Annotated in this window: 13 protein-coding genes; 7 read left to right on the top strand and 6 right to left on the bottom strand. The window is 73.9% G+C overall.

Annotation, left to right across the window (positions count from 1 at the left end; genetic code table 11):
• Window positions 1–105 precede the first annotated feature (105 nt).
• The gene (locus tag Cph01nite_RS09675) at window positions 106–3,885 is read left to right on the top strand and encodes a multifunctional oxoglutarate decarboxylase/oxoglutarate dehydrogenase thiamine pyrophosphate-binding subunit/dihydrolipoyllysine-residue succinyltransferase subunit (protein ID WP_203673628.1); all 3,780 of its coding nucleotides are present in this window, start codon (window positions 106–108) and stop codon (window positions 3,883–3,885) included.
• Between the two features lie 99 nt (window positions 3,886–3,984).
• Here Cph01nite_RS09675 and Cph01nite_RS09670 read toward each other — a convergent pair whose 3' ends face one another.
• Window positions 3,985–4,977 carry a GlxA family transcriptional regulator gene (locus Cph01nite_RS09670; RefSeq protein WP_203673626.1) on the bottom strand — a complete coding sequence of 331 codons (993 nt, stop codon included), beginning with the start codon at window positions 4,975–4,977 and terminating at the stop codon, window positions 3,985–3,987.
• 93 nt (window positions 4,978–5,070) lie between these two features.
• Here Cph01nite_RS09670 and Cph01nite_RS09665 point away from each other — a divergent pair, with 93 nt between their 5' ends.
• Both Cph01nite_RS09665 and Cph01nite_RS09660 read left to right on the top strand, forming a co-directional pair.
• Entirely contained in the window at window positions 5,071–5,232 is a 162-nt protein-coding gene (locus Cph01nite_RS09665) for a hypothetical protein (protein WP_203673624.1), read from the top strand.
• A gap of 132 nt (window positions 5,233–5,364) precedes the next feature.
• The gene (locus Cph01nite_RS09660) at window positions 5,365–5,964 is read left to right on the top strand and encodes a GDSL-type esterase/lipase family protein (protein ID WP_203673622.1); all 600 of its coding nucleotides are present in this window, start codon (window positions 5,365–5,367) and stop codon (window positions 5,962–5,964) included.
• 12 nt (window positions 5,965–5,976) lie between these two features.
• Here the strand turns inward: Cph01nite_RS09660 and Cph01nite_RS09655 are convergent, their stop codons facing one another.
• The 3 genes from Cph01nite_RS09655 to Cph01nite_RS09645 form a co-directional block, all read right to left on the bottom strand.
• Window positions 5,977–6,582, bottom strand: a complete 606-nt coding sequence (locus tag Cph01nite_RS09655) for a PadR family transcriptional regulator (protein ID WP_203673620.1) — start codon at window positions 6,580–6,582, stop codon at window positions 5,977–5,979.
• Window positions 6,582–7,442, bottom strand: a complete 861-nt coding sequence (locus Cph01nite_RS09650) for a DUF4097 family beta strand repeat-containing protein (protein ID WP_203673618.1) — start codon at window positions 7,440–7,442, stop codon at window positions 6,582–6,584. Before Cph01nite_RS09650 ends, Cph01nite_RS09655 begins: the two co-directional genes overlap by 1 nt.
• A gap of 129 nt (window positions 7,443–7,571) precedes the next feature.
• The gene (locus tag Cph01nite_RS09645; RefSeq protein WP_203673617.1) at window positions 7,572–8,660 is read right to left on the bottom strand and encodes a type IV pilus twitching motility protein PilT; all 1,089 of its coding nucleotides are present in this window, start codon (window positions 8,658–8,660) and stop codon (window positions 7,572–7,574) included.
• A gap of 138 nt (window positions 8,661–8,798) precedes the next feature.
• On the opposite strand from Cph01nite_RS09645, the gene Cph01nite_RS19350 reads away from it, so the two are divergent.
• Entirely contained in the window at window positions 8,799–8,873 is a 75-nt protein-coding gene (locus Cph01nite_RS19350; protein WP_099052597.1) for a 50S ribosomal protein bL37, read from the top strand.
• A 90-nt stretch (window positions 8,874–8,963) separates the two neighbouring features.
• Here Cph01nite_RS19350 and rsrA read toward each other — a convergent pair whose 3' ends face one another.
• Both rsrA and Cph01nite_RS09635 read right to left on the bottom strand, forming a co-directional pair.
• Complete coding sequence (gene rsrA, locus Cph01nite_RS09640; protein ID WP_203673614.1) at window positions 8,964–9,284, bottom strand: mycothiol system anti-sigma-R factor; 321 nt, start codon at window positions 9,282–9,284, stop codon at window positions 8,964–8,966.
• Complete coding sequence (locus Cph01nite_RS09635; RefSeq protein ID WP_275407396.1) at window positions 9,281–10,051, bottom strand: sigma-70 family RNA polymerase sigma factor; 771 nt, start codon at window positions 10,049–10,051, stop codon at window positions 9,281–9,283. Before Cph01nite_RS09635 ends, rsrA begins: the two co-directional genes overlap by 4 nt.
• 118 nt (window positions 10,052–10,169) lie before the next feature.
• Between Cph01nite_RS09635 and Cph01nite_RS09630 the strand changes: the two genes are divergently transcribed.
• From Cph01nite_RS09630 to rsgA, 3 genes are read left to right on the top strand one after another with little or no spacing between them, the layout of a single operon-like run.
• Window positions 10,170–10,721 carry a DoxX family membrane protein gene (locus Cph01nite_RS09630; protein ID WP_203673612.1) on the top strand — a complete coding sequence of 184 codons (552 nt, stop codon included), beginning with the start codon at window positions 10,170–10,172 and terminating at the stop codon, window positions 10,719–10,721.
• A 34-nt stretch (window positions 10,722–10,755) separates the two neighbouring features.
• A complete protein-coding gene (gene aroA / locus Cph01nite_RS09625) occupies window positions 10,756–12,090 on the top strand; it encodes a 3-phosphoshikimate 1-carboxyvinyltransferase (protein ID WP_203673610.1) in 1,335 nt (444 codons plus the stop codon).
• A complete protein-coding gene (rsgA, locus tag Cph01nite_RS09620) occupies window positions 12,090–13,175 on the top strand; it encodes a ribosome small subunit-dependent GTPase A (protein ID WP_203673608.1) in 1,086 nt (361 codons plus the stop codon). The genes aroA and rsgA overlap by 1 nt, the downstream gene beginning before the upstream one ends.
• The last annotated feature ends 12 nt before the right edge of the window (window positions 13,176–13,187 follow it).

The following is a 13,187-nucleotide window of genomic DNA, read 5'->3' as shown; positions in this document are numbered from 1 at the left end:
CCGACCGCAAGGGCCCTGCGACCCCGCCGACCACGTAGTGTTGTCATCAACAAACTGGCGATGGCGCGGGCCGTGCACCGCGCACCGGAAGTGGGCGATCCCAGCGTGACGCAGAACGCGCAGTCAGACTCCACCCGTGCCGACTTCGGCGCGAACGAGTGGCTGGTCGACGAGCTGTACGAGCAGTACCAGAAGGACCGTCACGCGGTGGACCCCGCGTGGTGGGACTTCTTCGAGGGCTACAAGCCCGAGACGACGGGTGCTGCGAGCAACGGCGACGCCGGCGCGGCCGCCCCTCCGGGTGACGCTCCCCCGGCTGCCGCGCCCGCCGGCCCCGCGCCGGCGGCGCCGGCACCCGCGGGCGGGGCGCCGGCTCCGGCGGCCCCACCCGCCGGTGCCCCGCCGACGGCCCCGCAGGAGGTGCCGCCCTCCCCCGTGGCGACCGCCCAGCCCGCCACCGCGCCGTACGCCGAGGTGGCGACCCGGCGCGCCGGGTCGCCCGACATGCCGGCCGTCGACGACGTGCAGAAGCTGCGCGGCCCCGCGGCCCGGGTCGTGACGAACATGGAGGCCTCGCTCGAGGTGCCGACGGCGACGTCGGTGCGCGCCGTGCCGGCCAAGCTCATGGTCGACAACCGCATCGTCATCAACAACCACCTGTCCCGCGGTCGCGGCGGCAAGGTGTCGTTCACCCACCTCATCGGGTTCGCCCTGGTCGAGGCCGTGAGCGAGATGCCGGCGATGAACTCGTCGTACACCCTCGTCGACGGCAAGCCGGGCGTGCTCGCACCGGCCCACGTCAACCTCGGGCTGGCGATCGACCTGGCGAAGCCGGACGGCACGCGCCAGCTGCTGGTGCCGTCGATCAAGAAGGCCGAGACGCTCGACTTCGCGCAGTTCTGGACCGCGTACGAGGACGTCGTACGGCGCGCGCGCAACAACAAGCTGACCGTCGACGACTTCGCCGGCACGACGATCTCGCTGACCAACCCCGGCACCATCGGGACCGTGCACTCCGTCCCCCGCCTCATGCAGGGGCAGGGCACGATCGTCGGCGTCGGCGCCATGGACTACCCGGCCGAGTTCGCCGGGACGTCGGACGAGCAGCTCAACCGGATGGGCGTCTCGAAGGTCCTGACGATCACCTCGACGTACGACCACCGGATCATCCAGGGCGCCCAGTCGGGCGACTTCCTGCGGATCCTGTCGCGCAAGCTGCTCGGTGAGGACGGCTTCTACGACCGCGTCTTCGCGGCCCTGCGCGTGCCGTACGAGCCGGTGCGCTGGGTGCGGGACGCGAACCACGACCCCGACGCCGAGGCGATCAAGCCGGCCCGGATCGCCGAGCTCATCCACGCGTACCGCTCGCGCGGGCACCTCATGGCGGACACCGACCCGCTCGCCTACCGCCAGCGCAAGCACCCGGACCTCGACGTCCAGAACCACGGCCTGACGCTGTGGGACCTGGACCGCACGTTCCCGACCGGCGGGTTCACCGGCCGGACGCGGGCCACGCTGCGCGAGGTGCTCGGCCTGCTGCGCGACTCGTACTGCCGGACCGTCGGCGCCGAGTACATGCACCTGCAGGACCCGCGCCAGCGCCGCTGGCTCCAGGAGCGTCTCGAGTCCGGCTACGCGCGCACGCCGCGCGAGGACCAGCTGCGGATCCTGCGCCGGCTCAACGCCGCGGAGGCGTTCGAGACGTTCCTGCAGACCAAGTTCGTGGGCCAGAAGCGGTTCTCGCTCGAGGGCGGCGAGTCGCTCATCGCGCTCCTCGACGCGATCCTGTCGCGCGCGGCCAACGGCGGCCTGGACGAGGTCGGCATCGGCATGGCGCACCGCGGGCGGCTCAACGTGCTGGCGAACATCGCCGGCAAGTCCTACGGGCAGATCTTCAGCGAGTTCGAGGGCAACCAGGACCCGAAGTCGGTCCAGGGCTCGGGCGACGTGAAGTACCACCTGGGCACCGAGGGCGTCTTCACCGCGGAGTCGGGTGCCACGACCGACGTCTACCTCGCGGCGAACCCGTCGCACCTGGAGGCGGTCGACCCGGTGCTCGAGGGCATCGTGCGGGCCAAGCAGGACCGCATCGACCTCGGTGGCGACGGGTTCTCCGTGCTGCCGATCCTCATCCACGGCGACGCGGCCTTCGCCGGCCAGGGCGTCGTGTTCGAGACGCTCAACCTCGCGCAGCTGCGCGGGTACCGCACCGGCGGCACGATCCACGTGATCGTCAACAACCAGGTCGGGTTCACCACGGGGCCGTCCTCGTCGCGGTCGTCGCAGTACGCGACGGACGTGGCCAAGGGCCTGCAGGTGCCGATCTTCCACGTCAACGGGGACGACCCCGAGGCCGTGGTGCGCGTCGCCGAGCTCGCCTTCGAGTACCGCGAGCAGTTCGACCGCGACGTCATCATCGACATGGTCTGCTACCGCCGCCGCGGTCACAACGAGGGCGACGACCCCTCGATGACCCAGCCGCTGATGTACAACCTCATCGAGGCCAAGCGCTCGGTGCGCAAGATCTACACCGAGACCCTCGTGGCCCGCGGGGACATCACGATCGAGGAGGCCGAGCAGGCCCTGCGCGACTACCAGTCGCAGCTCGAGCGCGTGTTCACCGAGACGCGCGAGGACGGCTGGACGCCGCCGCCGGCGGACGTCGAGACGGTCGCCGGCCTCGAGCGTCCGGAGTCGCAGCAGGAGGACGCCGGCGTCATGGTCGGCTGGAAGACGGCCGTCCCGGCGTCGATCCTGCACCGCATCGGCCAGGCGCACGTCAGCCCGCCCGAGGGCTTCACGGTCCACCCCAAGCTGGCGCAGCTGCTGAGCAAGCGCGAGCACATGAGCCGCGACGGCGGCATCGACTGGGGCTACGGCGAGATCCTCGCGTTCGGCTCGCTGCTGATCGAGGGCACCCCGGTGCGGCTCGCGGGTCAGGACTCGCGGCGCGGCACGTTCGTGCAGCGGCACGCGGTGCTGCACGACCGCGAGACGGGCGCCGAGTGGACGCCGCTGCTGTACCTGTCGGCGGACCAGGCCAAGTTCTGGGTCTACGACTCCTCGCTCTCGGAGTACGCGGCCCTCGGCTTCGAGTACGGCTACTCGGTGGAGCGTCCCGACGCCCTCGTGCTGTGGGAGGCGCAGTTCGGCGACTTCGTCAACGGCGCCCAGACGGTCATCGACGAGTTCATCTCCTCCGCCCAGCAGAAGTGGGCGCAGCGCTCGTCGGTCGTCCTGCTGCTGCCGCACGGCTACGAGGGCCAGGGGCCGGACCACTCCTCCGCGCGGATCGAGCGGTTCCTGCAGCTGGCCGCCGAGGACAACATGACGATCGCGCAGCCGTCCACCCCGGCCTCGCACTTCCACCTGCTGCGCCGCCAGGCGTACGAGCGCCCGCGCCGCCCGCTGGTGGTCTTCACGCCCAAGTCGATGCTGCGCCTGAAGGCGGCGACGTCCGACGTGCAGGACTTCACGTCCGGCACGTTCCGTCCCGTGGTCGGGGACGACCTCGCGGCGGCGAAGGCCGACCAGGTGACGCGGGTGCTGCTGTGCTCCGGCAAGGTCTACTGGGACCTCCTCGCCCACCGCGTGTCCTCCGGCGACCAGCAGACGGCGATCGTGCGGTTCGAGCAGCTCTACCCGCTCGACCGCGACGCGATCGCCGCCGCGCTGGCGCCCTACGGTGACGCCGAGCTGGTCTGGGTGCAGGACGAGCCGCGCAACCAGGGTCCGTGGACGTTCGTGTCGACGCACCTGCCGGAGATCGTCGGCCGCGAGCTGCAGGTCGTCTCGCGGCCCGAGTCCGCGTCGCCGGCGGCCGGGTCCGCCAAGAAGCACGCCGCCGAGCAGAAGGCGCTGATCGACGGCGCGTTCGCGCGCTGAGGTCGCACCGACGGGGTCGGACCGGTCCGCGGCGACGCGGACGGCCCGGCCCCGTCCTGCGCGGCGACCCGGTCGTGCGGGGCGACCCGGTCGCGGTCGTCAGCCCGGCACACCCGCCGGAGCGTCGTGCGTCGGCGCGTCCGACGTGCAGGTGAAGCGCCGCCGGTAGGCCAGCGGCGTGGTCCCCAGCGTCCGCGCGAAGTGGTGCCGCAGCAGCGCGCCGGAGCTGAAGCCGCTGCGCCGGGCGACCTCGTCGACGGGGGCGTCGGTGCGCTCGAGCAGCTCCTGGGCGCGCGCGACACGCTGCCGGGCGAGCCAGGCGGCCGGCGTCGCGCCCGTCTCCGCACGGAACCTGCGGGCGAACGTGCGCTCCGACATCAGCGCACGGGCGGCGAGGGTCGGGACGTCGAGGTCCGCGTCCAGGTGCTCGAGCATCCAGGCGAGCAGCGGCGCGAGCGTGTCCGCCACGGGCGGCAGCGGGGTGTCGACGTACTGCGCCTGGCCGCCGTCGCGCTGCGGCGGGACGACCATGCGGCGGGCGACGCTGGTCGCGGCCGCCGCACCGAGCTCACGGCGCACGAGGTGCAGGCAGGCGTCGATCCCGGCCGCAGTTCCCGCGCCCGTGATGACGCGGTCGTCCTCGACGAACAGGACGTCCGGGTCGACGGACGCGGTGGGGAACCGCGCCGCGAGCGCGGCGGCGTGCAGCCAGTGCGTGGTGCAGCGCCGCCCGTCGAGCAGGCCGGCCTCCCCGAGGGCGAAGGCGCCGCTGCAGATCGACAGGACCCACGCCCCGCGGGCGTGGGCGGTACGCAGCGCGTCCAGCACCGGCTCGGGGACGGGGGCGGCGGGCATGCCGTAGGCGGGGACGACCACGAGGTCGGCGTCGCGCGTCACCTCGAGCCCGTGGTCCACCACCACGGAGAAGCCACCCTTGCTCGGCACCACCGCGCCGGGCTCGGGGCCGCAGACGCGGAAGTCGAACGAGGGACCACCGGTGTCGGCGCGGTCGATGCCGAAGACCTCGCACGCGGTGCCGAGCTCGAAGGCAGCCACGTGCGGCAGGGCGATGACGGCGACGGTCCGGAGCACGAGCCCACCGTGGCACAGGGTTGGCAGAATCTCAACGCACAGCGTCATTTCCGCCGCTGGTGGCGCGATCTCCACGGGCGCAGAGTTTCAGCCATGGACCTCGTCTGGATCATCGCCCTCCTTGCCGCCCTGCCCGCCTCGCTCGTCGCCCTCGTCCGCACCGTGCGGACCGACGGCCTCGGGCACCGCGAGCCCCCGCGGTCCCACCCGTCGGAGCCCGGGACCCGCCCCGGGTGGCCCTTCACCACCCCCTGAGTCCCAGCTCGGGGCGACGTCCCCCCGACGCGCCGCGCCGCGGCACCGTCCCGCACCCGTCGCCTGCGAGAATGTGGCTCAGCACGCGCCGGACCGTCCGGCCGCTGGGCGCCAAGGGCAGGAGTGATCTGCGTGGGTGAGCTCCCCCTCCGCCTCGCGATCGTGGGCGACGAGCTGGCGGCCGGCACCGGCGACCCCAAGGGCCTGGGATGGGTCGGACGCGTCGCGGCACGCACCCCCACCCCTGAGCCGCTGACCGTCCTGACGCTCGCGGTGCCCGGCGAGACGAGCACGGACCTGGGTGCGCGCTGGGACGCCGAGGTGTCCCGCCGCCTGTCCCCCCACGCCGACAACCGGCTCGTCGTGGCGCTGGGGCGCTCCGACATCGCGGCGGGGCTGTCGCTCGCGCGCAGCCGCCTCAACCTCGCCAACGTGCTGGACGTCGCCGACCAGCGCCGCATCCCCGCGTTCGTCGTGGGGCCGCCGCCCGGCGCGCCGCACGAGGACGACCGGCTCCGGGAGCTGTCGGCCGCCCTCGGCGACGTGGCCTCGCGACGCCGCGTCCCGTACGTCGACATGTACTCCCCGCTCGCGACGCACGACCAGTGGCTCGCCGACATGGCGACGTCGCCGCAGCACCTGCCCGGCCAGGCCGGCTACGGCCTCATGGCCTGGCTCGTGCTGCACACCGGCTGGCACACCTGGCTGGGCCTGCCCGACGACGGCGTCTGAGCCGCACCGCGCTCAGCGCACCGTCGAGCGCATCGTCCGCAACGCGGTGTCCAGCACGGTGCGCAGCGTCTCGACCGTGAGCTCGTCGACCCCGGCCCCGGCGTCGGCGCGGCGCAGGTCGGCGCGCACCTCGTCGCCGAACCTGCGGACGATCGCCTCGGCCTCCACCCGGCGCCGGTGCGAGGCCGTGCGCTGCGGGTCGGGCTCCCCCGGCACGGGCGTCGCGGCGTCCCGGGCACGCTGCGCCGCGGACGCGAGGTCCGCGCGCAGGCCGCGCATCGCCGCCTGCACGTCGTGCCGCACCTGGGACGCCTGCTCCCGGACCGTCTCGGCGATCTCGGCCTCGAGGTGCGCCAGGTCTCCGCGACGCGCGTCGAGCTCGGCGCGACCCGCGTCGGTCAGCGTGTACGTGGCCTTGCGACCCTCGTCGGAGCGACGCACCAGCCCCTCCTCCTCGAGCCGGGCGAGGCGTGGGTACACCGTGCCCGCGCTGGGGCGGTACGTGCCGCCGAACCGGTCGCTGAGCGCGGTGATGAGCTCGTACCCGTGCCGCGCGCCGTCCTCCAGGAGCGCGAGCAGGTAGAGCCGCAGCTGCCCGTGGGCGAAGACCTGGGCCATCAGGCGTGCCCGTCGACGACGGCGTCCGTCACGTCGTCCACGGCGTCCGCGACCGCAGCGCGCAGCACGGTGACGTGACCCGTGACGGTGGTCGCGGAGATGAACGCCCCGCCCTCGCCGGCCTCGAGGTCGACCGTGCGGTGACCCGGCCCGGCACCCTTGTGCTCGCGACCGTCGACGACGAGCCGGCCGGAGACGGACTGCGCGCGCACCTGCAGGCCGGCCGCCTCCGGCAGCCGCACCGTCAGGTCACCCGAGACCGTGGCGACCGTCAGCGAGGACGTCCCGGCGCCGACGTCCAGCGAGACGTCGCCCGACACGGAGTTGCCCTGCACGAGGGTGAGGTCACCGGACGCGGCGAACTCGCCGGACACGGTGTTGAACCGCAGGTCGCCGTCGTGCCGGCGCACGACGATCTCACCCGATACGGAGTTGGTGGACAGCCGTCCGCGCACGTCGTCGACCACGACGGACCCGGAGACCGTCGACACCGACGCGTCCTGCCGGAGCCCGGCGACGAGGCCGTCGGCGCTGACCGTCCCGACCTTCGCCAGGACGGCACGCGGGACGGCCACGTGGACGTCGGCCCGGTCCTTGTCCTGGAAGTTGCGGAACTTCTCGACGAAGCCCTCCCAGCCGCCGAGGGTGAAGCTGTACCCGACGCGCAGCTCGCCGTCGGACAGGGTCACCTCCAGCGGGCGACCGTCGACGCGGTGCACCTCGAGCCGGGCGCCGCGAGCGTCGGGGTCGTCGTGCGCGACGACGTCCACCCGCCCCCCGACGAGCCCGACGCGCAGGGCGCGCACGTCCTCGACCTCGATGACCTGCGGGCCGGCGACGACCCAGGATTCCGTCGACATGAGAGCCTCCAACGCGATATGTCGTGTGATGAAGACACGCTATATCGCGAGTTGGGCGGGGGCAAGCCCCGGACGCCGACGGCCGACGACCCGCGCGGGGGTCGCCGGCCGTCGGCGGAGCGGGGGCGGTCAGACGACGATGCCCGCGCCCCGGAGCTCGACCGTCAGGTCGTGCGGGTTGGACGCGACCGCCAGCGCCTCCTCGAACGTCACCACCGCGTCGCGCACGAGCGTGTAGAGGTGCTGGTCGAAGGTCTGCATCTTGTAGAAGTCCCCCTCCTTGATGAGGTCGTTCAGCGGAGGGTTCTCCTGCGGCTCGATGATCGCCTCGGCCGTGCGGCCCGTGTTGACCATCACCTCGATCGCCGCCTGGCGGCCGCTGCCGTCGGCCTTGCGGACCAGCCGCTGCGACACGATCCCGCGCAGCGACTGTGCCAGCGCGATGCGCACCTGCTTCTGCTCGTGCGGCGGGAAGAAGTCGACGATGCGGTTGATGGTCTCGGCCGCGTCGATCGTGTGCAGCGTCGACAGGACGAGGTGCCCCGTCTCCGCGGCGGACAGCGCGGCGCGCACCGTCTCGACGTCACGCATCTCACCCACGAGGATGACGTCCGGGTCCTGCCGCATCGCGGCACGCAGCGCGACCGTGAAGTCGGCGGTGTCCTGGCGCACCTCGCGCTGCGAGACGATCGCCTTCTTGTCGGCGTGCAGGATCTCGATGGGGTCCTCGATGGTGACGATGTTGACCTCACGGTAGGAGTTGATGAGGTCGACCATCGACGCGAGCGTCGTCGTCTTGCCGGACCCCGTCGGGCCCGTCACGAGCACCAGGCCGCGCGGCTCGAGCGCCAGCTCGCCGACGACCTCGGGCAGCCCCAGCTCCCCCAGCGACTGCGCCCCGACCGCGACCCGTCGGAACACCATGCCGAACGTGCCGCGGGCCTGGTAGGCGTTGACCCGGAACCGGCCCACACCCGACAGCGAGTAGGCGAAGTCCGCCTCCTTGGTCTCGCGGAACTTGTCGACCAGGTCGTCGGGCAGGACCTCCTCGAGCATCCGCTCGGTGTCCAGCGGGCGCAGCTCCGGCGCCTGCAGCTTGCGCAGCCGCCCGTCGACCCGCACGCGCGGGGCGGACCCGACCTTGCAGTGCAGGTCGGAGCCCCCGGTGCTGGCCAGGGCGTGCAGGAACGGGATGACGGACTGGGGCTGCTGGCTCACGTCAGGGATATCGGGATCCGGGCCCCCGCACTTGAGCCGACGACCGCGGCGCGGACCGGCGGCGTGATGTGGGACGATGGGACGACATCCCCGGTGCGCGCCGTCTTCGCGCGCGCCGCGACCCGAGGAGAACCAGCGATGAGCAAGCGTGGCCGCAAGCGTCGCTCCCGCAAGGGGAACGCCGCCAACCACGGCAAGCGTCCCAACGCCTGAGCGTTCGACGCCGTGACGTGCCGACGGGCCCGGAGCCTCGCTCCGGGCCCGTCGCCGTCCCCCGGGTCGCCGGCCGCGTCCGGCCCCGGCTCAGCGTTCCCGCTGCTCGGCGCCCGCGTCGGCCACCGTGCGCAGCCGCAGGACCATGAGCTGCTCGTGGATGCGCAGCCGCAGGGTGGGCGGAGCCTCCTCCTGGCAGCAGCGCCGGACCAGCTGCTTGAGGAGCAGCTCGACCTGCTCCTCCTCCAGGCACGGCGCGCACGCGTGCAGGTGCGCCTCCACCCGCGCGTGGTCGAGCTCCCCGAGCTCGGAGTCCACGTACTCCCACAGCCGATCGACGGCCTCGTCGCACCCGCACGGGGCACCCTCGGCCGGGACCCGCGCGCTCCGCGCGTCCTCGACGCCGCTCACCGCGCACCGTCCGGGACCGTCGGAGCCGCACCGGCCAGGCCGCGCTCGCGCGCGTAGTCGGACAGCAGGTCGCGCAGCTGCGAGCGACCCCGGTGCAGGCGGGACATCACCGTCCCGATGGGCGTGCCCATGATCTCGGCGATCTCCTTGTAGGCGAAGCCCTCGACGTCCGCGAGGTACACGGCGATGCGGAAGTCCTCCGGGATCTGCTGGAGGGCGTCCTTCACGTCGGAGTCCGGCAGGTGGTCCAGCGCCTCCGCCTCGGCCGAGCGCAGGCCCCGCGACGTGTGGGACTCCGCGCGCGCGAGCTGCCAGTCCTCGATCTCCTCCGACCGGGACTGCTGCGGCTCGCGCTGCTTCTTGCGGTAGGTGTTGATGTAGGTGTTGGTGAGGATGCGGTACAGCCACGCCTTGAGGTTGGTCCCCGGCCGGTACTGGTGGAACGCCGCGAACGCCTTGGTGAAGGCCTCCTGGACGAGGTCCTCCGCGTCGGCGGGGTTGCGCGTCATGCGCAGCGCAGCGCCGTACAGCTGGTCCAGGTAGACCAGCGCCTCCGCCTCGAACCTGTCGGTGCGGGCGGCGTCGTCCTCGCCCTGCGGGGCACGCATGGTGTCCTCGCCGACCTCGACGCCCTCGGGTAGCTCGCTCATCGGCCACGAGCCTAGTGCTCCGGGGGCCGCACCACCCGGCAGGACCCCGGGCACCCCCCAGGGGGACGCACCGACCTCGGCCCCGGGCACGGGAGGGCTCACGACTGCACAGCTCATGACCGACCCAACACCGCTCGGCGGTCCGGACATTCCCCCGTGTGGACGCGCTGCGGACGACGGACGCCGTTAGCGTGGGACCACCGCCGACCCGCGGTGGATCTCCCAGGAGGAACCCGTGCTGCTGCGTCGCCTCGCCCGTCCCCTGTTCGCCTCGTGGTTCGTCAGCCAGGGGCTCGACGCGCTGCGCCACCCCGGCACCCACGCCCAGGTCGTGCGGGACGGGCTCGACGGTCTGCGCACCCGCGTGCCCGCGTCGGCCCGGTCCTCGGCTCCCGCCCCCGTCGCCGCGCTGCTCGACCACGATCTGAGCGACCGCCAGCTCGCGACCGTGGCGCAGGCGCACGGCGCGGCCGTGCTCGTCGCGGGCAGCATGCTCGCGGCCGGGCGCGCACCGCGGGCGGCAGCCCTCGCGCTGGCCGGGCTGACCGTGCCCCTGGTCCTGGTCAACCTGCCGGTCGGCCGGCGCGGCGGCCTGACCGCGGCGGAGAAGAAGGCGCGGACGGAGCGGCTCGTGCGGGCCCTGTCGTTCGCCGGCGGCGCCGTGCTGGTGGGCGTCGACCTCGAGGGCCGGCCCGGGGTCTCCTGGCGCGTGCAGCACGCCCGCGCCGACCGCGCCGCGCTCAAGGCCGCGCGCGCCGCCGAGGTCTCCAAGCACGTGGACCACTGAGATGACCCCGTCCCGACGCCGCTAGCCTGACCGCATGACGAGCCCGCACCCCGACCTGTGGTCCGCCCCCGTCGCCGTCGCGCCCCTGGACGCCACGGTCGCGGTGCCGGGGTCGAAGTCGCTGAGCAACCGCTACCTCGCGCTCGCCGCCCTCGCCGCGGGCCCGAGCACGCTGCGCTCGCTGCTCGTCTCCCGCGACACGCGGCTCATGGCGTCGGCCCTCGAGACGCTGGGCGTGCAGGTCGACCTCGGCGGTGACGCCGTGCAGGTCACGCCCGCCGCCCTGCGGGGGGACGTGACCGTCGACTGCGGTCTGGCGGGGACGGTCATGCGCTTCCTGCCCGCCGTCGCGGCCCTGGCCGACGGGCCGGTGCGCTTCACGGGGGACGTCGAGGCGCTGGCCCGTCCCATGGGACCGCTGCTGCAGGCCCTGCGCGCGCTCGACGTGCGCGTGGACGACGACGGCGAGCCGGGCCGCCTCCCGTTCACCGTCCACGGCCGCGGGGCCGTGCGCGGCGGCAACGTCGACGTCGACGCGTCGGGCTCCAGCCAGTTCGTCTCCGGGCTGCTGCTCGCGGCGGCGCGGTTCGACCAGGGGCTCACCGTCCGGCACACCGGCCCGACGCTGCCGAGCCTGCCCCACATCGAGATGACCGTCGCGGTCCTGCGCGACGCCGGCGTCGTCGTCGACGACTCGCGCCCCGAGATCTGGCACGTCGAGCCGGGTGCGGTCGCGGGCCGGGACGTGCAGGTCGAGCCGGACCTGTCGAACGCGGCGCCGTTCCTGTGCGCCGCGATGGTCGCGGGCGGCACGGTGCGGGTGCCCGCCTGGCCGGCGTCGACGACGCAGCCGGGCGGCCTGCTGCCGGACATCCTCACGCGCATGGGCGCGACGGTCGCGCTCGACGGTGACGTGCTGAGCGTCAGCGGGACGGGCGAGGTCCACGGCGTCGACCTCGACCTGCGCGCCGCCGGCGAGCTGGCCCCCACGATCGCCGCGCTGGCTGCGCTCGCCGACTCCCCCACCCGCCTGCGCGGCATCGCGCACCTGCGCGGTCACGAGACCGACCGCCTCGCGGCGCTGGCGGCGGAGATCACCCGCCAGGGCGGTCAGTGCGAGCAGACGTCCGACGGCCTGGTCGTCACACCGCGCGCGCTGCGCGGCGGCACCTGGCGCACCTACGCCGACCACCGCATGGCCACGGCCGGTGCGCTCGTCGGCCTGCGGGTCCCCGGTGTGGAGGTCGAGGACGTCGCGACGACGGCGAAGACGCTCCCGGGGTTCGTCGACCTGTGGACCGGCATGCTGGCGTCGGCGGACGCGGGCCACGTCGTGCGCGACGGGCTGACGGCGGGACCGACCGCCTGATGCCCCAGCGGCGCTACGACGAGCGGGACGTGCGCATACGTCCCGGTCGGGGTTCGCGCCCCCGGACCAAGCGACGCCCCGAGCACGCCGACGCCCGCACGGCGATGGTCGTCGCGGTGGACCGCGGTCGCTACACCGTGCTCCTCGACCCCGGCGGCCCCGACGAGACGCGGATCCTCGCCATGAAGGCCCGCGAGCTGGGCCGCGACCGCGTCGTCCCGGGCGACCGCGTCGACGTCGTGGGGGACACGACCGGAGCCGACGGGTCGCTCGCCCGGATCGTGCGCATCGGTGAGCGCCGGACCGTCCTGCGGCGCACCGCGGACGACACCGACCCGGTCGAGCGCATCATCGTCGCCAACGCCGACCGGCTCGTGGTGGTCACCGCGCTGGCCGATCCCGAGCCGCGCACGCGGATGATCGACCGGTGCGTGGCCGCGGCGTACGACGCGGGCATGGAGGTGCTGCTCGCCCTGACCAAGGGCGACCTCGCGGACGCCGGCGAGCTGACCGCGATGTACGCACCGATCGGCGTCGACGTCGTGGTGACCCGGCGCGGCACGGACCCCGCGACGGGTGAGCGCACCATCGAGGGCCTCGACGCGCTGCGCGACGTCCTGACGGGCGCGGTGTCCGTGCTGGTGGGGCACTCGGGCGTCGGCAAGTCGACCCTGGTGAACGCCCTGGTACCCGACGCGCGGCGCGCCGTGGGCGTCGTCAACGACGTCACCGGCCGCGGGCGGCACACCTCGTCGTCGGCGATCGCCCTCGAGGTCCACGGGACGACCGCCCCGACCTGGGTCATCGACACCCCGGGCGTGCGGTCGTTCGGGCTCGCGCACGTCGACCCCGCCCACCTGCTCGGGGCGTTCGCGGACCTCGACGACGTCGCCCGTGAGTGCCCGCGCGGGTGCACGCACCTGGCCGACTCCCCCGACTGCACGCTCGACGAGTGGGTCGCCGCGGCGCCGGACGACGTCACGCGTGCGGCACGGGCTGCGCGGCTCGACTCGTTCCGTCGCCTCCTGGTCAGCCGTCTGGGTGTCGAGGACGACGGAGACGGCGACGGCGCGCGCGGCCGGTGATCGCGCCGGTCC

Origin of the sequence: Cellulomonas phragmiteti (assembly GCF_016862775.1) — a bacterium.
Lineage (GTDB): Bacteria > Actinomycetota > Actinomycetes > Actinomycetales > Cellulomonadaceae > Cellulomonas > Cellulomonas phragmiteti.
The sequence above is the reverse complement of the archived record's forward strand: the minus strand, read 5'-3'. Positions and strand labels throughout refer to the sequence as shown.

Bases quoted from the DNA above. Each gene is read 5' to 3' on its own strand.
- Cph01nite_RS09655 (WP_203673620.1), bottom strand. From the start codon at position 6,582: ATGGCCCAGGTCTTCGCCCACGGGCAGCTGCGGCTCTACCTGCTCGCG.
- rsgA (WP_203673608.1), top strand. From the start codon at position 12,090: ATGCCCCAGCGGCGCTACGACGAGCGGGACGTGCGCATACGTCCCGGT.
- Cph01nite_RS09635 (WP_275407396.1), bottom strand. From the start codon at position 10,051: ATGAGCTGTGCAGTCGTGAGCCCTCCCGTGCCCGGGGCCGAGGTCGGT.
- Cph01nite_RS09650 (WP_203673618.1), bottom strand. From the start codon at position 7,442: ATGTCGACGGAATCCTGGGTCGTCGCCGGCCCGCAGGTCATCGAGGTC.
- Cph01nite_RS09665 (WP_203673624.1), top strand. From the start codon at position 5,071: ATGGACCTCGTCTGGATCATCGCCCTCCTTGCCGCCCTGCCCGCCTCG.
- aroA (WP_203673610.1), top strand. From the start codon at position 10,756: ATGACGAGCCCGCACCCCGACCTGTGGTCCGCCCCCGTCGCCGTCGCG.